The sequence below is a fragment of the Bradyrhizobium sp. SZCCHNR1043 genome (assembly GCF_032489675.1).
Lineage (GTDB): Bacteria > Pseudomonadota > Alphaproteobacteria > Rhizobiales > Xanthobacteraceae > Bradyrhizobium.
Map to the genome: position 1 here is coordinate 1 of NZ_JAUEYN010000019.1, position 22,710 is coordinate 22,710.

Genomic DNA, 22,710 nt, shown 5'->3' on the forward strand with positions numbered 1-22,710 from the left:
ATGGCCGCGACCGGCAAGCCGCAGAAGCACGTCGCGACCAATGCGCCGTGCGAGACCTGCCACAAGAGCACGACGACATTCGGTGGAGCCCGCTTCAGTCACACCGGCACGATGGCGGCCTGCGCGAGCTGCCACAACGGCATGGCCGCAACCGGCAAGCCGCAGAAGCACGTTGCGACCAATGCGCCGTGCGAGACCTGCCACAAGAGCACGACGACATTCAGCGGAGCCCGTTTCAGCCACACCGGGACGATGGCGGCCTGCGCGACGTGCCACAACGGATCATCAGCCGGCGGCAAGCCGCCGCGCCACGTGGTCACCAGCGCGCCATGCGAAAGCTGCCACAAGAACACCGTGTCGTTCTCGGGCGCACGGATGGATCACACCAGCCTCACTGCGCCGTGCGCCAGCTGTCACAATGGCTCCAATGCCACCGGCAAATCGCCGAAGCACTTCGTGACCAACGTCCCCTGCGAGAGCTGCCATCGGACGGTCAGCTGGAGTTCGGTCAACTACCGGCACATGTCGGCAAGCTATCCGAACCATAGCGCCGCCATTGGCTGCACCGCCTGCCACAGCGGCAATTCGCAAGCCGTCGTGTTCAAGTTCGCGGCCTACAAGCCCGACTGCGCCGCCTGTCACGCGAGTGATTTCCGGCCGCAGCAGCATGCCAAGCTCGTGAAGCCGGCGCCGATGGACTACACCGTCGCCGAGCTCAAGGACTGCACCGGCGCGTGTCACATCTATGCTGACAAGTCGCAGACCGCCATCATCACCCGTCGCCAGCGGCAGCACCGGGTCAATGGAGGCGGCTGGTGATGAGCTGCCGCTTCAGTCAAGCAGCAGCAGGGAGACCGACCCGATGGGCGATGACTCTGCTGTCCGGCCTGCTCGCAATCCTGCTCGACGGAGCCTTCGGCGTCGCACCGGCGCAGCCGGTCATCGATCAGTTCGTTGCCAGTGCAAACGCCACGACGATCGGCAACTGCAGCCTGCTGCGCGTCAACTTTCATGCTCGCGTGCGCTACACTGGGCATTTTCCGCTGGATAAGGGCAGCCAGCTCAGCGTCTCGCTACAATTGGTCGATCGGGACGCCGTCATCACGCGGCGTCTGGTCAGACGAGAGGGCGTGCGGGTCGACAATGCCCAGGGCTCCGGCATCCAGGACGTCTATTTGACGCTCGATCAGAACAGAGGACCGATCCTCGTCGCTCAGTTTGCTGGCGAGTTCACCTATCAGATCGTGCAATCCGGCAGCTTCGAGCAGGTCACGATCGTGATTGCCCGGAAGGGCCCGGTGTCGGCGTGCAAGGTGAAGGCCCTGGTGCCGAGCGTAGCCGCTCCGGATGCGCCGAAACCGGTTGCGATCCCCGGTGCGGCGGCGTCGGTCCGCAACGACAATCGCACGATGCAGCCGGCGTCCGCGGCGGACATCCGGTTTGCGGAGGCCTCGATGGACGAGGCGCGCGCATCGATCAAGAAAGGCAATTTCAACGCCGCGATCGACCTTCTGAAGAAGGTGCTGAAACTCCCTGAGACCGGCTCGAGCGCAGAGGCGCAGGAGCTGCTCGGCGTCGCGCGCCAGAAGGCCGGGCAGACCGCTGCAGCCCAGGCCGAATTTGAGGACTATCTGCGCCGTTATCCGAACGGCGAGGGCGCTGAGCGGGTGAGGCAGCGGCTCGCTGCGCTTCTGACCGCAACCAGCAGCGCGCCGGCGCGGCCGCGCGACATGTCTCCGGCCAACTCCGATGGCGGAGACATGGGGGCAGGGATGCCAACCAAGTCGGCAGGGCCGAACGGCGATACGCGCTGGTCGATGTCGGGCAGCCTCTCGACCACCTTCATCACCAATGACAGCACCAGCGCCGTCAAGGACAGGGCCATCGCGCCGAACCCGAATGCAGATCCCGATGCCCACCGGGTGCACCAGAACACGCTGCTGACCAATTTCGACTTCCTGGGCACCGCGGACAACGATCGCATCAGGACCAAGTTCAAGCTGGCGTTCACCCACGAGCGCCAATTCGATACGGGCAATGACAAGTATGGCGTCTCGACCGCGCAAGTCGATTACACGCTGAAGGAAGCCGACGTGACCTTGCGTGTCGGACGGCAATCCCGCAACACCGGCGGCGTGATCGGCCGTTTCGACGGCGCGGTGCTGAGTTGGCAGAAGAGCCCCGGGCTGCGCTTGAACGTGCTCGCGGGCTCGCCGAACTGGAGCCGTTTCGACGCACCGTTCAAGGATGGCAAGACGCTCTATGGCGCAAGCATCGATTTCGGCAAGATTCTCGGCGGGCTCGAGACCACCGTCTACCTGATCACGCAATACGACCGCAACATCATCGACCGCCAGGCCATCGGCGCGGAATTCCGCTATTTCGACACCAACAAGTCGCTGCTCGGCCTGATCGACTACGACACGCATTTCCGCGCGCTCAATGCCGCCGTGTTCTCGGGAACGTATACGTTCGAGGACAAGTCGGTCATCAACGCCTCGTTCGATTACCGAAGAGTTCCATTTCTCTCGACCTGGAATGCGTTGCAGGGGCAGCCGTTCCTCACGCTCTACGACATGATGAAGTTCAATACCGCAGGCGAGATCAGGCAGCTCGCGATCGACCGCACGCCGACATTCCAGTCGGCGATGGTGAGCTATTCGCGGCCCCTGAACGAGACCTGGCAGGTCGCCGCCGATGCCACGGTGACCAATCTGACCGGCACGCTGCCGTCCGGCGGCGTCGACGGCACGCCGGCGAGCGGTCTCGAATATTATCTGTCGGCCCAGTTGACCGGGAACAGCATCATCAAGCCGGGCGATCTGTTCATGGGCGCGCTACGCTACGCGAGCCTGGCGGACTCGAAGTTCTATGTGCTGGATCTTGCCTCGCGCTACCCGATCACGCCCGATCTCGCCATCAGCCCGCGGCTGCGGATGGGCTACAGGTCCGGCACCCGGACCGACTTGAAGGAGTACACGATCCTGCCGTCGTTGCTGGTCAGCTATCTCTGGTCGAAGGAGATCAGCTTGGAAACAGAGGTTGGCTACCGGTTCGTCGACAGCACGCTGGCCAACGTCAAGACGACGACAAAGGACCTGTTCGCGACGGTCACGTTGCGGCGCGATTTCAACGCCGACGGTGTCACGAAGTGCAACGCCTCGATCGTCAGCTGCGCCTGGGCCAGGCCTGCAGCGTTGCAAGGCGGCCAGGGCGCGGGCTCGGGCGATATGCCGCTGCGGTCGCGCGCGTCGATCCTGCCGTCCTATATGCTGGAGACCGGAGTGCGCTACTGGTTCAGCTCGGGGCAGAATCGCTACCGCTATTTCGCCGATCAGGCTGCGACGCTTCAGGTCTCCCGGCTCGCTTATGGCGGAATGACCGGACACAGCGGCGAGATGTTCTTCAGGGTCGATGCGCTCGACGGCCCGTTCACCAACATGTTTCTGAAGGGCTATTTCGGGGCGGGCAAGATCAGCTCGGGCACGCTCGTCGACGAGGACTTTGCTCCTTTCGTCAATCCGTCATCCAAGACCGTCAGCAGCGTGGGCGGGCGGCTGCAATACGCAAATCTCGATGTCGGCTTCAACCTGCTGGAGACGGGGCGTTTCCGGCTTGGTGCCTTCGTCGGCTATCAATATTGGACAGAAACGGTCGACGCGCGGGGCTGCACCCAGGTGGGTGGCAATCCGACGATCTGCAGTCCGGCTCTTGGGGCAGGCGTCAAGGTGGTGACCGAGCAGGATCGCTGGCATAGCGGACGGGCCGGTGTCTCACTCGACACGCGGCTGTCGGACCGGCTGAGCTGGCAGGCGGAGGCCGCTTATGTCTGGACTTCGCAGAATGCGATCGACACGCACTATTTCACGTTCGGGCGCGATCCTGCCTCAGGACAAGGATCCGGATTCCAGGCCGAGACCGTGCTGAACTACCAGTTGACCGACAATTTCCGCATCGGCATCGGCGGACGCTGGTGGCATCTCAGCACCAATGCGGTCGATTCGTTCAATCAGGTCCTGAGATACACGACGGAGCGCTATGGCGTCTTCCTGCAGGGCTCCTACCAGTTCAATCGGGCAAAATAGTCGGCAGGAGTCGTCCAATCATGAACTACCAGATGCGGCCGTTGAGCCTCCTCCCCGAATATGACGCGATGTTCCGCGGTGCGTTGGATCGACTGCATCAGGAACGGCGCTATCGTGTCTTTGCGGATCTTGAACGCCAGGCGGGGCGCTATCCCTATGCGATCTGGCATTCGGGGGAGGGCAAGCGTGAGGTTGTGATCTGGTGCTCGAACGATTATCTGGGCATGAGCCAGCACCCGAAGGTCATGGGAGCCATGATCGATGCCGTATCGCGCATGGGCACAGGAGCCGGGGGCACCCGTAATATCGCGGGAACGAACCATCCGCTCGTCGCGCTCGAGCAGGAGCTGGCCGATCTCCACGGCAAGGAAGCCGCGCTGGTGTTTACCTCCGGCTACGTTTCCAACGAGGCGGGGATATCGACGATCGCCAAGCTGCTGCCTGGGTGTTTGCTGCTTTCCGACGCGTTGAATCACAACTCCATGATCGAGGGGGTACGCAAGGCCGGTGCTGAGAAGCAGATCTGGCAGCACAATGATCCTGAGCATCTCGAACGGCTGCTGCGGGCGGCAGATCCCGAAAGGCCAAAGCTCATCGTATGCGAGAGCCTCTACTCGATGGACGGCGATATCGCGCCTCTGCATCGAATTTGCGACTTGGCCGAGCGCTACGGCGCACTGACCTATGTCGACGAGGTGCATGCGGTCGGGATGTATGGCCCGCGCGGCGGCGGCATAGCTGAGCGCGACGGGGTCATGGAAAGGATCGACATTGTTGAGGGCACGCTCGCAAAGGCCTATGGCTGTCTCGGCGGCTATCTTGCGGCTGGGACGAACCTGATCGATGCGGTGCGCTCCTACGCCCCCGGTTTCATCTTCACGACGGCATTGCCGCCTCCGGTCTGTGCAGCCGCGACCGCTGCAATCCGGCATCTGAAAGCCTCGACAGCGGAGCGCGTCCGGCATCAGGATCGTGCAGCGCGGCTGAAGTCCGTCCTGACGGCAGCAGACCTGCCGGTGATGCCGAGCGAGAGCCATATCGTGCCGGTGCATGTCGGCGATCCCGAGAAGTGCAGGGCGGCTTCGGACCTGCTGATGTCGGAGCATGGCATCTATATCCAGCCGATCAATTACCCCACTGTCCCGCGAGGAATGGAACGCCTGCGTCTTACACCTACGCCCTATCACGACGACGCGCTCATGGACCAACTGGTCCATGCGATGATGAAGGTGTGGGACAAACTCCATCTCTGTTACCGCCGGGAGAGAGGCTTCACACGTGGGCATGAAGCGCCATAGCGCTGCCGGCGAAAGATTGGATCAGAAATCGGCACGTCCGGCCGGTGTGCGGAAAGGCGGTCGTGCTTCAGCTACTGAACGAACGCAGGTGTTCTCCCGCTCCGAGCGCACCATCCAGCCTCTCCTCCTTTCCAGTCTGTTTCCGGTTGTTTGCGGATGGCCGTGTCCGGCGACGAGTCCGAGCTGTCCGACGGCCCATGCCAGGCATCCGGCCGGATCAGCGCCAGGCCCGATTCCGGATCGTGAAACTTGCGCAGATGCGCCGGCGTTTCGGTGATGATGATCTCGAGGTCGGCCGGATGGCCCGACCTCGTATAGGCGTAGCCACCGAAGAAGTCCTCGCCCTTGCCCTGCACGCCGATTTGATCATGCCCGCGATGGTTGCGCTGAGTTTAACTTCCACGAAGCGTGTCATCGGATCGTTGTCTTCCGCGCTCTTATATTAGGGAATGCAGGCAGAATCGGAGCGGTCCTTACCACAGCCGGAGATAGAATTGCGACTGTCAGCCTGAATGAGAATCAATTACGCTGAAATCGTAACCGGGACGAATTGCAGCAATGAACCGTCGCGAGCGCCGAGCTTCGCCCACCAAAGTGAAGCTCCAACCTGCCAAGCCCGATGGTGCCGCGAACTTCTATGACGCTGCCTTGCGTGACGTCGCCAATGGCCGACATGCGGACGCCGAGCGGTGTTGTCATATGGCGCTTGCGATCGATGGAGGGCATGCGCCGACCCTCAACTTGCTAGGGATCCTTGCACTGCAGGCACAGCAGTATGAAGCTGCACTGCGGTGGGTATCCCGCGCGATCCAGCAGGATGTTCAGCCGCAGTACTTCCTGAGTCTTGGCACGGTGCTACAGGTCCAGGGACGCTCGGATGAGGTGATGAAGGTCGTCGAGAAGGCGAGGGCGCTCGGTCTCGAAAGCGCCGATCTGTGGATGCTGAGGGGCAATGCCCTTGTCAGCCTGCAGCAGCTCGCCGACGCTGTGTTGAGCTTCCAACGTGTGCTGGAACTGAATGCGAGGCATTGGGACGCGGCAAACCAGTGCGGCATCGCGCTTCAACGGTTGGGGCGGATCGACGAAGCGCTCGCCTATCTCGATCTGAGCGACGCCTTGCGGCCCAACCATGTACCGACGTTGTTGATGCGTGGTGCACTTCTGAATGGCCTGAAGCGCTTCGACGAGGCCCTTGCCATCTGTCGGCGAGCCCACGAGATCGAGCCTGGCAACTCTGACATCTGCGTCAAGACGGGCATTGTCCTGCGGACGATGCGCCGAGACGAAGAAGCGCTGCAATGGTTCGAGCGGGCGCTGGCTTTGCAACCTGGCTCCAGGGATGCTCTGCACGACAAGGCCTCTGTGCTGACGAAGCTGCGTCGATTCGACGAAGCGTTCGAGGTCTACAGGCAGTTGAAGCGTGCCGACCCGAGAGACACGCTGGCCGATCTTGGGACGGCTCATTTGAACCTGTTGCTGGGGGATCTCGACGCGGGCTGGTCTGGTCGGGAGGCCCGTTGGAGCCTGCCGAGCTCTTATCCGCGCTTCCAGCAACCCATGTGGCTGGGCCAGGACGGCATCGCTGGAAAAACCATTGTCATCGCAGCCGACGAAGGACTGGGCGATACGATCCAGTTTGTCCGTTACGTGCCGATGGTCCTGGCGCTAGGCGCCTGCGTCATCCTCGCCGTTCAAAAGCCGTTGCTACCTCTGTTGTCGAATGTGCCGGGCATTTCGCAGTGCATTCCGGTCTCGGAGGCCGCCGACCTTGCGGGAGTGGATATCCATTGTCCGATCATGAGCCTGCCGTTTGCCTTTCGGACGACACTGGCCGCGATTCCAGCGCCGGTGTCGTATTTGCCGGCGCCTGATCCGGATCGGATTCAAATCTGGCAAGAGCGCCTTGGTGCGCCTGAGAAATTGCGTGTCGGCCTGGTCTGGTCAGGCAACCCCAATCATCTCGACGACCACAATCGCTCCATCCCATTGCGCATGTTTTCCCGCCTGCTCGGCGAGGACGCGGCGTTCATCAGCCTGCAGAAAGAGCCGAAGGCCGAAGACAAAGCCGTGCTCCAGGAGACGAGCCGGATTGTGGACCTGACGGGTCAACTTGCCGATTTCGCGGACACGGCCGCGCTGATCTCATGTCTGGATCTCGTGATCACCGTCGATACCAGTGTCGCTCATCTCGCCGGCGCGCTCGGCCGTCCCACCTGGACGCTTCTGTCGTATACGCCGGACTATCGCTGGCTGCTCGATCGTGACGATAGCGTCTGGTACCCGAGCATGCGTCTGTTCCGTCAGCGCGAAGGGCGCGACTGGGGCGAAGTCATTGATCGGGTCGGAGATGCTCTTCACAAGCTGATTGTGGCGAGGGCGCCGTCCCTGCCGGTGTCGAGCGAGGAGATCGCGTGATCTGCCGCCGTTTCACTTCGACGACTGGCGGCTTGCCGTCAGCTGCTGTCGGTAACGTTCGGCGTCCCAGTTGAGCAGCAACTGCTCGTGCTGAGACGAGAGATAGCCGATATCGGCCGATAACGGCAGGCGGCTGGTCACGAGCGCGAGGCAGCTCAGCATGGCCTCGGCGCCCGGGCTGGCGTCGCTGCGGATGATGGCGCCGAGACCCGGCGCGAGGACCGCGACGGGCGCGGGCAGGCGGCTCGCGTCCGCCCGTGCGAGCAGCGTGGCGAGGCCGCCGGCGCTCTCGATCGTCGGCAGGCCCGGGCCGAGAAACACGACGTGGTCCGGATACAATGAGCCGCCGGTTGCGATGGCGCGGTTGAACGGATCGGTGGCGATGCCGTGGCTACCAGCGTCGTGCGGCAGGCGATAGTCGGCGCCGGCGCACAGGCGGCGCAAGGCCGCGGCGTCGGCGGCGGGCGCCGAGCGCACCGGCAGCGCCAGCCGGCGCTCGACGTCATGGACCAGCGCCTCAGCCTGATCGCAGGTGTCGGCGCCGACGACGAGGCCGTGATTGCCGAGGATCAGCACGTCGATGCGCTCGCGCGCGACGATTGCACTCACCGCGCGCGCCAGCGGCAGCCCGGGATGAAAGTAGTCGAGATCGCGCCAGGAGAGCCCGACCAGTCGCGCCGAAAATTCATCGCGTGCGTCGCGCCGTGCCGCCCAGGCGATGGTGTTGACGGCATGCACGTGCAGCACGACCCGGTGCGGCAGCAGCGCATGCAGCGCGGTCTCGATCGAGGCGCGTAGCGGGCCGGGGGCTGCCAGCGGAATGCGCTCGTCATCAGCGGCGAGCGCGTCGCGCGCTGCAGGCAGCAGAACAGGCACGAAGATGTCCTTCGCGTCGGCGTCGGCAAGCCAGGTGCCGGACGCCTTCACCCACAGCACATCATCCTGCTTGAGCGAGGAGTTGCCGCCGGCGCCTTGAACCAGCTCCACGTTGCGGCCGACCCGCGCCGACATCCGGCGCAAGTCATCAAGCTCGGCAGGCTCGCGCATCTCGCGTCTCCTTCTCACCACACCAGGTGCTGCATCGTCCAATTCGGCATGCGGCCTGGCGAAGCCGCGAGCTTGCGCGTCGCGGCAGCCAGGTCGGGCGCACCGGCCAGCGTCGTGCGATGCACGCCATCGCCGAGCAGCAGGCTCTGCAGGCCTGCGGCGCGGGCGCCGGCGACGTCATGGTCGAGCGAGTCGCCGATCATCAGCACGCGATGCGGATGCGGATGGCCGAGCTGCTCCAGCGCAGCCGCGAAGATCGGCGCATGCGGCTTGCCGACGAAGCTCACCGGGCCGCCGAGCCACTCATAGGCGCGCGCCAGCGTGCCGGGCGCAGGCACGAGGCCGCTCGCGCCGAACATCATCAGGTCGGGATTGGCGCAGATCATCGGCACGCCTCGCGCCGCCGCTCCGGTGAATTGATCGCGCCAGAGGTCCGGCTCGGCGAGGTCGTCATCAAGGCCGCCGAGCAGGATGAAATCGGCGTCGTGCATATCCGTCACGATGACGAGATCCAGCCCGTCGATCAACGAGCGGTCGCCGCCCCTGGTGATCAGGAAGCAGGCATTGCCACAATCGGTGAAGGGCGCGCGGGTGCGGTCGCGCAGGCCGGTCCAGGTCACCTCGCCCGAGGTGAGAATGCCGTCATAGGTCGAGCGCGGCAGGCCGAGCCGGGCGAGGCGCTCGGCATTGGCGCTCGCGCGCTTGCCGGAGTTCGACAGCACCAGGATATGCTTGCCGGCCTCGCGCAGCCGCAGGACGCAGTCATGCGCAGCGGTAAGCACCGTCCTTCCGTCATGCAACGTGCCCCATTGGTCGAGCAGCACGTGATCGAACCGGTCGGCGATGGCGGACAGGCCGCTGATCTCGCACGCCGCCGCCGTCATCGCGGCGGTCCCTGCAGCGCCAGCAGCGCCGTGCCGTAGCTCGCTTCGGTCTGCGCGGCGACGCTGACGGGCACGCCGACGATGCGCCGGCGGATATCGGTCCAGGCATCGTTTCGGACCCCGCCGCCGATGCTGATCACCCGCCGCAGAGCCGGCGCGCCGAGCGCGTGAAGACGCCGATAGGCCAGCGCTTCCACGCCAGCAATTCCTTCGAGCAGCGCCTGGAAGAAGCGATGATCCTCGACCGGCCGTGGCGTGATCCGCGGCGCCAGCGCGGGATCTGCGATCGGAAAGCGTTCGCCGGGTTTTTGCAGCGGATAGTAGTCGAGCCCGGTGGGCTCGTCCGGGCGCAGTAGCGGTGTCATGCGATCCATGGCGTCGGTGGTGAAATGCGCAAGCAGCGCGGCGCCGCCGGAATTCGATGCGCCACCGGCGAGCCATTTGTCGCCGAGGCGGTGCGAGTACACGCCCTGATCGGCGGCGAAAATCGGCTGCGTCGCGACCAGCTTCACCACCAGCGTGGTGCCGAGCGAGGTCACCGCATCGCCCGGCGTATCGGCGCCGGTGGCGATGAAGGCGGCGACGCCGTCGGTCGTGCCGGCGACGATGCGCGTCGATGGGGACAGACCGAGCGACCGCGCGATGGCTGGATCGATGTCGGCGAATGGCGTGCCCGGCACCAGAATGCTGGGCAGCACGTCGCGTGGAACGCCGAGCTGATCGATCCACTGCGGCCATTCGCGCCTGACAGGGTCATAGCCGAGCTTCAGGGCGTTGTTCTCATCGCTGACGCCGTGACGGCCGGCGAGGCGTCCGGCGATCCAGTCGGCCTGGTGCACGGCATGCCGCGCGCCGCTCGTGGAGGCGAGCAGATGCAGCAGCTTGGCGAGCGGGCTGCTCGTGCCATGCGCACCGCTCTCGGGCGGTGCGACGGCTGCGATGCGCCTGGCCTCGTCGACGGCGCGGGCATCATTGTACATCAGGCCGAGCGAGCGGGGCCGCCCGTCGGCGTCGATCAGCAGCAAGGTGCCGGAGGTGCCGTCGACCGCGATGTGCGCGACGGCGCCGAGATCGACGATCCTGCCGAGCTTGTCGAGCGCCGCGACCGTCGCCTGCCACCACAGCTCGGGATCCTGGTCGATGGCGTTGCCGTCCTGACGCGGCACGACCAGCGGAACGGCGGCTGCGCCCTTGATCTCGCCGCTGATATCGACGGCGCAGGCGCGCACACCGCTCGTGCCCACGTCGATGCCGACAAACAACTCCGTCATGCGACCTCATCCCGTTGTGCGCCGGCGAGCATGCCTGTGCTCGCCCGGCGCGTCGTCCCTGACGCGCTGCAGCACGTTTGGGGGATTGACGGCCGGATCGGCGTCGGCAATTTTTTGCAAGGAGTGAAGAATTTTGCAAGCAGGCATTCGGCGTGACGACAGCTTCCGACAGGGCGCCCATGGTGGACGGCGAGGCCTCGCTCGCAACGCGCGCCGCGTGGCTGTATTTCGCGGCCGGGCTGACGCAGTCGGAGGTCGCCGACCGGCTCAACATCCAGAGCACCAAGGCGCATCGCCTGATCGCGCGCGCCAGCCGCGAGGGCATGATCCGCGTCTTCGTCGAGGGCCCCGTCGCCGAATGCGTCGCGCTGGAGAACGCGCTGGCCGAGCGCTACGGGCTCGCCTTCTGCCGCGTCGCGCCGGATCTCGGCGAGGGCGATCTGCCGCTGAAGGCGCTGGCGCTGGAGGGCGCCAGCTTCCTGCGCCAGGTGCTGGAGCGCGGCGACGACAAGATCATCGGTGTCGGCCATGGCCGCACGCTTGCGGCGGTGGTGGCGCAGCTGCCGCAGACCCCGGCGCGCGACGTGCAGTTCGTGTCTTTGCTCGGCGGCCTCACGCGCAAATTCGCCGCCAACCCGTTCGACGTGATCCATCGTCTCGCCGAGCGCACTGGTGCCGAAGCCTATCTGCTGCCGGTGCCCGTGTTCGCCAATTCGGTCGCGGACCGCCGCGTGCTGATGCAGCAGTTCGGCATTGCCGACGTGTTCGCGCTGGCGCAGCGGGCGTCGCTGCTGTTCGTCGGCATCGGCCAGATCCATGCCGACGGCTTCCTGGTGTCGAGCGGCATGATCAAGCCGGACGAGGTCGTCGAGCTGAAGCGCGCCGGCGCCTGCGCCGACCTGCTCGGGCATTTCTTCAACGCCCAGGGCGAGCTGCTCGATCTCGATCTTTCGGCGCGCGCCACCTCGATGGCCGCTGCCGATCTGAAGAAACACCGCATCGTCGCCATCGGCGGCGGCGAGGCAAAGATCACGGCCCTGCGCGCGGTGCTGCGCAGCGGCTTCCTGAACGGTCTCATCATCGATGAGGTAACCGCTCAGGCACTCGCTACCGACAAGCCGGAGAAAACATCCGGCCACGCCAAGAACAAGAGTCGGAAGGGCAGGTAACGCGAACACGTCTCTACAAAAAACAAAGGGAGGGTTGAATGTACGATCGTGAGAAGAATCTCTTTGCGTCCTATGCCGGCAAGCGCATCAGCCGGCGTGATCTGCTCGACGGCGCTGCCAAGCTCGGCATCGCCGGTGTCGCCGCCAATGCCGCCTTTGCCTCGGCGATGTCGAGGGCGATGGCCGCGGATTTCAACTGGAAGGCCCATAGCGGCAAGACCGTCAAGCTGCTCCTCAACAAGCATCCCTATGTCGATGCGATGATCGGCGACATCGAGGCGTTCAAGAGCCTGACCGGCATGAACGTCAGCTACGACATCTTCCCGGAGGACGTCTATTTCGACAAGGTGACGGCGGCGCTGTCGTCGAAATCCGATCAATACGACGCCTTCATGACCGGCGCCTACATGACCTGGACCTATGGTCCGGCCGGCTGGATCGAGGACCTCAACACCTACATCAAGGATCCCGCCAAGACCAATCCGGCGTTCGCCTGGGACGACGTGCTGCCCGGCCTGCGCTCCTCGACCGCCTGGGACGGCGTGGCCGGCTCCGAGCTCGGCTCGGGCAAGGCCAAGCAATGGTGCATCCCGTGGGGCTACGAGCTCAACAACATCACCTATAACCGCAACATCTTCGACAAGGTCGGCGTCAAGCCGCCGAAGAACCTCGACGATATGCTCGACGTCGCCGCCAAGATCACCAAGGACGCCGGTGGTCCCTATGGCGTCGGCGTGCGCGGCTCGCGCTCCTGGGCCACCATCCATCCCGGCTTTCTGTCGGCCTACGCGAATTTCGGCCAGAAGGACTTCGTGATGGAGGGCGGCAAGCTCAAGGCCGCGATGAACACCAAGGCGTCGAAGGATTTCCACGAGAAGTGGGTCAAGATGATCCAGGGCTCGGGTCCGAAGAACTGGTCGACCTACACCTGGTACCAGGTCGGCACCGATCTCGGCGCCGGCGCTTCCGGCATGATCTTCGACGCCGACATTCTCGGCTACTTCATGAACGGCGGCGAGAACAAGGAGCGTGGCAATCTCGGCTACGCGCCATTCGCGGCCAATCCGGCCGCCAAGGCGCCGACGCCGAACGTCTGGATCTGGTCGCTGGCGATGTCGAGCTTCTCCAAGCAGAAGGATGCGGCGTGGACCTTCATGCAGTGGGCGGCTTCCGTCGAGCACGACCTGTTCGGCGCCCGCAAGATGGACTTCGTCAATCCAGTCCGCACCTCGGTGTGGAAGGACAGCGAGTTCCGCGATCGGATCGCCAAGTCCTATCCTGGCTATCTCGAGCAGCATGACCTCTCGGCGCCCGGTGCGAAGATCTACTTCACAGCGCAGCCGCTGTTCTTCGATCTCACGACGGAGTGGGCGGCCTCGCTGCAGAAGATGGTGGCCAAGGAGATCAGCGTCGACGAGGGCCTCGACAAGCTTGCCGAGAGCATCAACCGTCAGTTGAAGCAGGCCGGCCTTGGCTGAGGCCGGGCGACGCTCGTTCCATGACCACCCGCCGGTCCGGCCGCTCCCCCACGGGCGTCCGGACCGGCCCATCCCCGCGCTGATGCGATCACGCTTGTCATGAGCATGGCTGAACTTATCGAGACCCAAGCAGTGCCGCGCCGCACGAAACGCTGGCGCGGGCGATTGCTGCCATACCTGTTGAGCCTGCCGGCCCTGCTGGTCTGCATCGCCATCCTGGTGCCGTTCGTCACCGCGGCCGTCTATTCTCTGCAGCGCTACCGGCTCAATCTGCCATATCTGCGCGGCTTCATCGGCATCGACAACTACATCGATTTCCTGTCCGATCCGGCGTTCTGGAACACGCTGCGGATCTCGCTCGTCTACACCGCGGTAACAGTCGTCGCCGAGCTGCTGCTCGGCCTGGGCATCGCGCTGCTGCTGCTGCGGCCGACGCGCTTCCACAACGCGGTCTCGATCGTGCTGCTGCTACCGCTGATGACGGCGCCGGCGATCGCCGCCTTGATGTGGAAGCTGATGACCAATCCGAGCTTCGGCATCCTGTCCTATCTGGTCGGCCTGTTCGGCGCACATGACTTCAAATGGGCCTCCGATCCGTCGACCGCGCTGTTCACGGTCGTCCTGGTCGACGTCTGGGTCTACACGCCCTTCATCATGATCCTGCTCTTGGCCGGTCTGCGCTCGCTGCCGCGTCAGCCGTTTGAGGCGGCCGCACTCGACGGTGTGCCGGCGAGTTTCGTGTTCTTCCGCATCACCCTGCCGATGCTCGCGCCCTACATCATCACCGCCTCGCTGTTCCGGCTGCTCGATTCGATCCAGCAGTTCGACATCGTCTATGCGATGACGCAAGGCGGCCCCGGCGACCGGCTGATGGTGTTCCAGGTCCAGGCCTATCTCGAGTTCTTCCAGTACACCAATGTCGGACGCTCGGCGGCGCTGCTGATGATCCTGTGGCTGATCACCAACATCCTCTCGAACATCTTCATCAAGAACTGGCTGCGGCTGCGCGCACGCGCCCACGGTCACGCCTGAGGGAGGGACGTCATGGATCACTCCAGCCTGGCTGGACGCATCTTTCGCGGCATTGCGCTCGCGCTGGTGCTCGTGTTCTTCATGTTTCCGATTGTCTGGATCCTCCTGATGTCGTTCCAGACCAACGAGCAGATCCTGCGGATCCCGCCGCGCATCCTGTTCGAGCCGACATTCGCCAATTACGAGGCGCTGATCTCGGGCCAGCTCCGCACCGCGGCCGGCAATCTGCAGATCTCGTTCATGCGCAACCTGATGAACAGCTTCGTGCTGTCGAGCGCCTCGGTGATCCTGGCCTTGCTGCTCGGCGTGCCCGCGGCCTATGCGTTCGCGCGCTTCAAGTTCAGGCTCGGCGAGACCATTGCGTTCACGCTTCTCTCGTTCCGCTTTGCGCCCCCGCTGCTGGTGCTGCTGCCGCTGTCGCTGTACTACCAGCAGCTCGGCCTGAACGACACGTATTTCGGCATCGTCTGGGTCTACCAGCTGATCGCGCTGCCGTTGATCCTGTGGATCGTGCGCGGCTATTTCGAGGACATCAGCCCGGATATCGAGCATGCCTACCGGCTCGCCGGCCATTCCTGGCGCGAGGCGTTCACACGCATCGCGGTGCCGCTGGCAGGGCCGGGGATCGCAGCGGCGGGGCTGTTGTCCTTCATTTTCTGCTGGAACAATTTCGTCTTCGCGCTGATCCTGGCCTCGGCCGACAAGCAGCCGGTGACGGTGGGCGCGCTCGCCTTCGTGACGGCGTCCGGCATCCAGTACGGCCAGATCGCCGCCGCGATCGTGCTGTCGGTTACGCCGACATTGCTGCTGGCGCTCTACGCGCAGCGTTATCTCGTCGAAGGACTGTCGCTCGGTGCGGTCAAGGGTTGAGGATACATGGCGCGTCTCGAACTGAAAGCCGTCGACAAGACCTTTGGCGCCGCCTGCTGCGCGAAAGGCGTGTCGCTGACGGTCGAGCCCGGCGAGATCGTCGCAGTGTTCGGTCCGTCCGGCAGCGGCAAGACCGTGCTGCTGCGCATGATCGCCGGCATGTTCGAGCCTGACGATGGCGACATCCTGGTCGGCGGGCGCTCGATCGTCGATGCCCCGCCGGAGCAGCGCGGCATCGGCATGGCCTTCCAGAATTTTGCGCTGTTTCCGCATATGAGCGCGCGCGACAATATCGCCAGCGGCCTGCGCGCGACGGGGGCGGCCGACACCGCCGCGAAAGTGACGGCGATGAGCCGGCTGTTGAAGATCGAGCACGTGCTCGGCCACAAGCCTCGTGAACTGTCCAACGGCCAGAAGCAGCGCACCGCGCTGGCGCGCGCGCTGATCGGCAACCCTGAGGTGCTGCTGCTCGACGATCCCCTGCGCAACGTCGACGCCAAGCTGCGTTACGAGATGCGCCTCGAGCTGCCGAGCCTGCTGCGCCGCAGCTCGGCGGCGGTGCTCTATGTCACGCAGGACTATCGCGAGGCGATGGCAATCGCCGATCGCATCGCGGTGCTGATCAACGGCCGTCTGGTGCAGGTGGCGCGTCCCGAGGAAATCTACGCGCGGCCTGCCTCGGTCGCGGTGGCGCGGCTGTTCGGCGATCCCAGCATCAATCTTGTCGAGGTCACGCCGGTGGCGGAGCAGGGCCGGCTGACCGCATCTGTCGCCGGGACGCTGATCCGGCTCGATGCGGACGGCTTGCCGACCAATATGCGCGAGCGCTGCTGGCTTGGCGTCCGGCCGGACGATGTCGTGGTGACGCGTGATGGCGGCGAGGGTGCGATCCCGGCGCGGATCGTCGCGGTCACGCCGATCCACGAGCGCGCCGTGGTGCTGCTGCGCTTCGCCGACGGATCCGAGTGGCTGGCTGCGCTGGCGCCCGAGGCGCTGGAGGCAGATGCGGACGAGGACGTGTTCGTGCGGTTCGCGCCCGATGCGGCGCTGTTGTTCGACCACGCGACGGGAGACCGCATTGGCCTCTCGCCGCGGCGGCAGGCGGCGTGAGGACCTGGCATGGGCATGCTCGAAATCCGCAACGTCGACAAGGTCTATCACAGCCGGGGCAAGCCGCCGGTCCATGCCGTGCGCGCGCTCGATATGGAGGTGAAAGCAGGCGAGATCGTTGCGCTGCTCGGCTCTTCCGGCTGCGGCAAGACCTCGACTTTGCGCATGATCGCCGGGTTCGAGAGCGTCAGCTCGGGTTCGATCGCGCTGGCGCAGCGGCCGATCCATGATCTGGCGCCGGCGAAGCGCAAGGTGGCGATGGCGTTCGAAGGCTATTCGCTGTATCCGCCGCTCACGGTGCGCGAGAACATCGGCTTCGCGCTGAAGGCGCAGCAGCTGTCGCGCGCCCAGATCGCGCATCGGGTCGATAGCATCGCCCGCCTGGTCGAGATCGAGGATATCCTCGACAGCCATCCGCGCGCGCTTTCCGGCGGCCAGCAGCAGCGCGTCTCGCTGGCGCGCGCGTTGGTGCGCGACGCCGACCTCTATCTGCTGGACGAGCCGATGGGGCAGCTGGAGCCGCAGCTCCGCGCCGTGCTGCGCGGCCGCATCAAGGGCCTGCTCGCCGAACGTGGCATGACGGCGATCTTCGTCACCCATGACCAGACCGAGGCGAGCGCGCTCGCCGATCGCATCGCTGTCATGGAAGACGGCGTGCTGCAGCAGTTCGCGAGCGAGCGCGAGCTGAAGAACCGCCCGGCCAATCAGTTCGTCGCGAGCTTCATCGGCGAGCCGCCGATGAACCTGCTGGAGACCGCGGTGACACAGGAGGAAGGCGGCTTCCGTCTGTCCGTGGGCTCCGATGTTGCCTTTCACATTCCCGGGCAGACGTTGGACGTGACGGGACAACAGGCGCTGGTGCAGGCCGATCGGATCAAAGTCGGCATCCGGCCGCAGCGGATCGCGATCGGCAGCGGTGAAACGCGGCTGCGCGTCGTCTCCAACCAGTGGCTCGGCGATCAGTCGCACATTGCGGGCGAGTGCGCCGGTCATCTGCTGGTCGCCGTGACGTCGAGCAGGGTCGTGGCGCGGCCGGGCGACGTCGTGCCATGCGCGCTGGAGTCACGCCATCTCCACGTTTTCGACGCCGACGGAGTCTGCGTCCGCCACGCGGAGGCGCGTTGAATATGACCTCCGGAGCGATTCGCGACGTGATCATCGGCATCGACGCCGGGACGTCGGTGATCAAGGCGGTGGCCTTTTCGCGGGATGGCCGCCAGCTCGGGGATTTCGCGATTCCCAACAGCTACACCACCTTGCCGGGCGGCCGAGTCGAGCAGGACATGGAGCGGACCTGGACCGACACCGTTGCGGCCTTGCGCGGCCTCAGCGGCGCGCTGCCGAATCTGGCTCACCGGGTCGCCGCGATCGCCGTGACGGGGCAGGGCGATGGCACCTGGCTGATCGATGCGGATGGCCATCCCGTCGCTCCCGCGCTGCTGTGGCTCGACTCGCGTGCGGCAGGTTTCGTTGAAGCCTTCCGCGGCGGCGAGCGCAATGTCGCGCACTATCAGCGCACCGGATCGGGGCTCAACGCTTGCCAGCAGGGGGCGCAACTGGCCTGGCTGCAGGCCCACGACGAAGAGTTGCTGGGACGCGCGGGCACGGCGTTCCACTGCAAGGACTGGCTCTACTTCAAGCTGACCGGCGAGCGGGTCACAGATCCCTCCGAGGCGACGTTCTCCTGCGGTGATTTTCGCAAGCGCGGCTTCGACGGCGATGCCGCGCGTCTCATCGGCATCGCCGATGCCGCGCGCCTGTTTCCAGATGTCGTCGATGGTGTCGCGACGACGCATGGCTTGACGGCAACGGCTGCGGCCGAGACGGGCTTGCCCGAGGGCGTGCCGGTGTCGCTCGGCTATGTCGACGTGATCTGCAATGCGCTCGGCGGTGGGCTGTATGACCCCACGCCGGAGGTCGGCTGCACCATCATCGGCTCGACCGGCATGCACATGCGGCTGGTGAACGGCGCCGATGCAGTCAGGCTGAATGCCGAGGCGACCGGTTATACGATGCCGTTCCCGGTGCCGGGCCACTATGCGCAGATGCAGTCGACCATGGCCGCGACCTTGAACATCGACTGGCTGCTCGATGTCGCGCGCGGGGTGCTCGCCATGGAAGGCATCGCGCGGTCGCGCAACGATCTGATCCGGCGGCTGGACGAGCGCGTGCTTGCGGCGAAATCGGGCGAGCTGCTGTATCATCCGTTCATTTCCGACGCCGGCGAACGCGGCCCCTTCGTGTCCCATGAAGCTTCTGCGCAACTGATCGGCCTGCGTATCGGTCACGGCTACTGGGATCTGATGCGTGCCGTGATGGAGGGACTGGCCTTCGCTGCACGTGACTGCTACGCGGCGATGGGACCGCTGCCGACGGAAATTCGCCTGACGGGGGGCGCGGCGCGCAGCCGCGCGCTCGGTGCCATTCTCGGCGCGGCACTCGGCAGCACAATTCGAGTCTGCCGTCGCGAGGAGGCCGGCGCGTCGGGGGCGGCGATGATCGCCGCGGTCGCGACCGGGCTCTACTCGGACATGATGATCTGCGCGGAGGAGTGGGTGAGACCGTATCTGGATGAGCCGCAAGCGCCGGATGCGGCGCTGGCGGAACGCTATGCGCAGCTGTTCCCGGCCTATGTCGAGGCCCGCCTCGCGGCGCGGCCGGTCTGGAAGCAGCTCGCCGCACAACGCGCAGGTGCCGATCATGTCTAGCTCCATCGCCATCATCGGCGACCGCTTCATGCTGCCGTCGGTGTTCGCCGAGCGCATCACCGCCACCTGCGGTGATGGCATCGACATCCGCATGCTCGAGCAGCCCTGGCCGGACGAGCCGATGGAGCATGGCTATGCCGGCTCCAAGCTCGACGGGCTGAAGGAGTTCATGGGCGACCCCGAAGAACTGGCGGACTTCATCGGCGAGGCGTCCCTGCTGGTGACGCATCTGGCTCCGATCTCGCGGGCGATGCTGCAGCGGTTGCCGAGCCTGAAATTCATCGCCGTGTCGCGCGGCGGCCCCGTCAACGTCGACATGCAGGCCGCGCGCGATCACGGCGTGTTGGTCGTCAACACGCCCGGCCGCAACGCGAGCGCGGTGGCCGAATTCACCATCGGCGCGATGCTCGCCGAGACCCGGTTGATCCGTAGCGGCCACGAGTCGATGCGGGGCGGGCAATGGCGCGGCGATCTCTACCGCGCCGACCGCACGGGACGCGAACTCGGCGAAATGACGGTCGGCATCGTCGGCTATGGCGCGATCGGCACTCGTGTGGTCAAGCTCTTGAAGGCGTTCGGCTGCAAGATCCTGGTGACCGACCCCTACGTCCAGCTCAGCGCTGAGGACCGCAACGACGGCGTCGAGCACGTCGCGCTCGCCGACCTCTTGGCGCGCGCCGACGTCGTCAGCCTGCATGCCCGCGTGACGCCGGAAACCACCGGCTTCATCGATCGCGATGCGCTGGCCCGGATCAAGCCCGGCGCGATCCTGATCAACACGGCGCGCGGGCCGCTGGTCGACTATCGCGCGCTCCATGACGCGCTCAGCTCGCAGCGACTGGCCGGTGCGATGCTCGATACGTTCGCCGTCGAGCCGGCGCCGCCGGACTGGCCGCTGTTGCAGCTTCCCAACGTCACGCTGACGCCGCACATCGCCGGCGCGTCCGTGCGCACCGTCACCTTTGCCGCCGACCAGGCGGCCGAAGAGGTTCGCCGCTATCTCGCCGGCGAGCTGCCGCTCAATCCCTGCTGACGACGAAAGGTTTTCGACATGAATCGCGAGGAACGGCTGATCCGCGAGAACATCATCGCCAAATGCCGATGGATGAATGCGTCGGGCTTGAACCAAGGCACCTCGGGCAACATCTCCGCCCGCTACAAGGACCGCATGCTGATCACGCCGTCGGCGACACCTTACGACTCGATGAAGCCGGAGATGATCGCATCGATGCCGCTCGAGGGTGAATACGGATCTTGGGAAGGGCCGCTGAAGCCTTCGACGGAATGGCGCTTTCATCTCGACATCATGCGCGGCCGTCCGGATGTCGGTGGCGTCGTTCACACGCATTCCACCTATGCCACCGTGCTCGCCATCGCGCGCAAGCCGATACCGGCCTGTCACTACATGATGGCGGCGTTCGGCGGCACCGACATCCGCTGCGCCGGCTATGCGCGTTTCGGCACGGCCGAATTGTCCGAACTCGCGCTCGCGGCGCTCGAGGGACGCAACGGCTGCCTGCTCGCCAATCACGGCATGATCGCGGTCGGCGCCAATCTCGACAAGGCGATGTGGCTCGCGGTCGAGCTCGAGACCATCGCCCGGCAATATTATCTGTCGCTCGCGCTGGGCCAGCCGCACATCCTGGGCGACGCCGAGATCGCCGAGACGTCGCAGGGGTTTTCGACCTACGGGCTGCAGGAGCCGAAGGCGAAAGCGGCAAAGCCGGCCAAGGCTGCGACGAAGGCGCGTGCTGCTGCGCGCAGCAAGCCAGAGAAGAAGCGCAGTAGCAAGCGATGAATGCGACGGTCTCACGCAGCGGAACCGATCACGGTCTGTTGGACCTCGCCGTGATCGGCGGCGGCATCAATGGCGCTGGTATCGCCCGTGATGCCGCCGGCCGCGGCCTGAAGGTGCTGTTGTGCGAGAAGGACGATTTCGCCGAGGGCACCTCGTCGCGATCGGGCAAGCTGATTCATGGCGGCTTGCGCTATCTGGAGTACTACGAATTCCGCCTGGTGCGCGAGGCCCTGATCGAGCGCGAGGTGCTGCTGGCCTCGGCGCCGCACATCATCTGGCCGATGCGCTTCGTGTTGCCGCACTCGCCGGAGCAGCGTCCCGCCTGGCTGGTGCGCGCCGGGCTGTTCCTCTACGACCATCTCGGCGGCCGCAAGCAGCTGCCAGCGAGCCGCAACGTCGATCTCGCGCATGAGCCGGAGGGCGCGCCGCTGCGCCCCGAATTCCGGCGCGGCTTCGAATATTCGGACTGCTGGGTCGACGATGCCAGGCTGGTGATCCTCAATCTCGTCGATGCCGCACGCAAGGGCGCGACGATCCTGCCGCGCACCCGCGCCGTGAGCGCACGGCGAGAGAATGGCGTCTGGCGGCTGGAGATGCGCTCCGAGAGCGGCGAGCTGCAGACCGTCAGCGCGCGGGCGCTGGTCAATGCCGCAGGTCCCTGGGTGCAGGACGTGGTGCAGGGCGTCGCCGGGCTCAACTCGGCGCACAATGTGCGGCTCGTGAAAGGCAGCCATCTCGTGGTGCCAAAATTCTGGAGCGGATCGCAGGCCTATCTGCTGCAGAACACAGATCGCCGCGTCATTTTCGTCAATCCTTATGAGACCGATCTGGCGCTGATCGGGACCACTGACATCGTGCATGACGGCCGCGCGGAAGACGTTGCGATCGACGGTGCCGAAGTCGACTATCTGCTCGCCGTGCTCGACCGCTATTTCCGGGCTGCGCCCGGCAAGGGGGATATCATTCACGCCTTCTCGGGGGTGCGGCCGCTCTATGACGACAACGCCGACAATCCGTCGGCGGTGACGCGCGACTACGCGTTCGAGGTACATGGTGCACCCGGGCAGCCGCCGCTGCTGTCGATCTTCGGCGGCAAGATCACGACGTTTCGCCGGCTTGCCGAACAAGCGATGGAGCGCCTCGCGCCATGGTTTCCGCAGCTGGCGTCGGCATGGACGGCGGGCGCGTGTCTTCCGGGCGGCGATCTCGGTGCGCCGTTCGATCAGTTCCTTGCTGATCTCGCCGGCGAGTATCCGGGATTGCCGCCGGCGGTGCTGGCACATTATGCGCGGCTCTACGGCACCCGGGCGCGCGACCTGCTCGGAGCATCCCGCAACGTCGGCGATCTCGGCCGCCATTTCGGTTCCTCCTTTTATGAGCGCGAGCTCGTTTTTCTGCGCGAGCAGGAGTGGGCCGTCACGGCCGCCGACGTCCTCGACCGGCGCACCAAGCACGGCCTGCATCTGAGCCGTGCCGAGCGCGAGGCGTTCGAGCATCAGCTCTGACCGCGTCTTGACGCCTCGAGCCCTTCCGCGACCGCCGCAG

Annotated in this window: 17 protein-coding genes and 1 pseudogene; 14 read left to right on the forward strand and 4 right to left on the reverse strand. The window is 65.3% G+C overall.

The genetic code is table 11. From position 1 onward, the window contains the following. The 3 genes and pseudogenes from QX039_RS29345 to hemA form a co-directional block, all read left to right on the forward strand. Positions 1-819, forward strand: a pseudogene (locus QX039_RS29345) (cytochrome c3 family protein); the annotation flags it as partial. A 50-nt stretch (positions 820-869) separates the two neighbouring features. Beyond that, complete coding sequence (locus QX039_RS29350) at positions 870-4,085, forward strand: hypothetical protein (protein ID WP_315773097.1); 3,216 nt, start codon at positions 870-872, stop codon at positions 4,083-4,085. 32 nt (positions 4,086-4,117) lie between these two features. Further along, the gene (gene hemA, locus QX039_RS29355; RefSeq protein ID WP_409998905.1) at positions 4,118-5,383 is read left to right on the forward strand and encodes a 5-aminolevulinate synthase; all 1,266 of its coding nucleotides are present in this window, start codon (positions 4,118-4,120) and stop codon (positions 5,381-5,383) included. Between the two features lie 71 nt (positions 5,384-5,454). Here the strand turns inward: hemA and QX039_RS29360 are convergent, their stop codons facing one another. Then, complete coding sequence (locus tag QX039_RS29360) at positions 5,455-5,739, reverse strand: hypothetical protein (protein ID WP_315741301.1); 285 nt, start codon at positions 5,737-5,739, stop codon at positions 5,455-5,457. Positions 5,740-5,941: 202 nt separating this feature from the next. Here QX039_RS29360 and QX039_RS29365 point away from each other — a divergent pair, with 202 nt between their 5' ends. Beyond that, on the forward strand, positions 5,942-7,798 hold the full coding sequence (locus QX039_RS29365) for a tetratricopeptide repeat protein (protein WP_315741300.1): 1,857 nt from the start codon (positions 5,942-5,944) through the stop codon (positions 7,796-7,798). A 12-nt stretch (positions 7,799-7,810) separates the two neighbouring features. Here the strand turns inward: QX039_RS29365 and QX039_RS29370 are convergent, their stop codons facing one another. Genes QX039_RS29370 through QX039_RS29380 form a run of 3 tightly spaced genes read right to left on the reverse strand, consistent with a single transcriptional unit; the run spans position 7,811 to position 11,000 of the window. Further along, entirely contained in the window at positions 7,811-8,845 is a 1,035-nt protein-coding gene (locus QX039_RS29370; RefSeq protein WP_315741299.1) for a class II aldolase/adducin family protein, read from the reverse strand. A 14-nt stretch (positions 8,846-8,859) separates the two neighbouring features. After that, entirely contained in the window at positions 8,860-9,729 is an 870-nt protein-coding gene (locus tag QX039_RS29375) for a TIGR01459 family HAD-type hydrolase (protein ID WP_315741298.1), read from the reverse strand. Continuing rightward, on the reverse strand, positions 9,726-11,000 hold the full coding sequence (locus QX039_RS29380) for an FGGY-family carbohydrate kinase (RefSeq protein WP_315741297.1): 1,275 nt from the start codon (positions 10,998-11,000) through the stop codon (positions 9,726-9,728). Before QX039_RS29380 ends, QX039_RS29375 begins: the two co-directional genes overlap by 4 nt. A gap of 179 nt (positions 11,001-11,179) precedes the next feature. Between QX039_RS29380 and QX039_RS29385 the strand changes: the two genes are divergently transcribed. The 10 genes from QX039_RS29385 to QX039_RS29430 all read left to right on the forward strand — a co-directional run bounded on the left by QX039_RS29385 (position 11,180) and on the right by QX039_RS29430 (position 22,670). Continuing rightward, the gene (locus QX039_RS29385) at positions 11,180-12,169 is read left to right on the forward strand and encodes a sugar-binding transcriptional regulator (RefSeq protein WP_315741306.1); all 990 of its coding nucleotides are present in this window, start codon (positions 11,180-11,182) and stop codon (positions 12,167-12,169) included. A 38-nt stretch (positions 12,170-12,207) separates the two neighbouring features. Further along, positions 12,208-13,647, forward strand: a complete 1,440-nt coding sequence (locus tag QX039_RS29390) for an extracellular solute-binding protein (RefSeq protein ID WP_315741296.1) — start codon at positions 12,208-12,210, stop codon at positions 13,645-13,647. A gap of 105 nt (positions 13,648-13,752) precedes the next feature. Continuing rightward, positions 13,753-14,679, forward strand: coding sequence for a sugar ABC transporter permease (locus QX039_RS29395; protein WP_315741295.1), 927 nt, complete (start codon positions 13,753-13,755; stop codon positions 14,677-14,679). Between the two features lie 12 nt (positions 14,680-14,691). Further along, positions 14,692-15,549, forward strand: coding sequence for a carbohydrate ABC transporter permease (locus tag QX039_RS29400; RefSeq protein WP_315741294.1), 858 nt, complete (start codon positions 14,692-14,694; stop codon positions 15,547-15,549). Between the two features lie 6 nt (positions 15,550-15,555). After that, a complete protein-coding gene (locus QX039_RS29405) occupies positions 15,556-16,659 on the forward strand; it encodes an ABC transporter ATP-binding protein (RefSeq protein ID WP_315741293.1) in 1,104 nt (367 codons plus the stop codon). A gap of 15 nt (positions 16,660-16,674) precedes the next feature. Then, a complete protein-coding gene (locus QX039_RS29410; protein WP_315741305.1) occupies positions 16,675-17,784 on the forward strand; it encodes an ABC transporter ATP-binding protein in 1,110 nt (369 codons plus the stop codon). Positions 17,785-17,786: 2 nt separating this feature from the next. Next, complete coding sequence (locus QX039_RS29415) at positions 17,787-19,367, forward strand: FGGY-family carbohydrate kinase (protein WP_315741292.1); 1,581 nt, start codon at positions 17,787-17,789, stop codon at positions 19,365-19,367. Then, the gene (locus QX039_RS29420; protein WP_315741291.1) at positions 19,360-20,400 is read left to right on the forward strand and encodes a 2-hydroxyacid dehydrogenase; all 1,041 of its coding nucleotides are present in this window, start codon (positions 19,360-19,362) and stop codon (positions 20,398-20,400) included. The genes QX039_RS29415 and QX039_RS29420 overlap by 8 nt, the downstream gene beginning before the upstream one ends. Before the next feature lie 18 nt (positions 20,401-20,418). Continuing rightward, positions 20,419-21,165 (forward strand): class II aldolase/adducin family protein, encoded by a 747-nt coding sequence (locus QX039_RS29425; RefSeq protein ID WP_315741290.1) that lies wholly within the window; start codon positions 20,419-20,421, stop codon positions 21,163-21,165. Further along, positions 21,162-22,670 (forward strand): glycerol-3-phosphate dehydrogenase, encoded by a 1,509-nt coding sequence (locus QX039_RS29430; RefSeq protein ID WP_315773099.1) that lies wholly within the window; start codon positions 21,162-21,164, stop codon positions 22,668-22,670. The genes QX039_RS29425 and QX039_RS29430 overlap by 4 nt, the downstream gene beginning before the upstream one ends. The last annotated feature ends 40 nt before the right edge of the window (positions 22,671-22,710 follow it).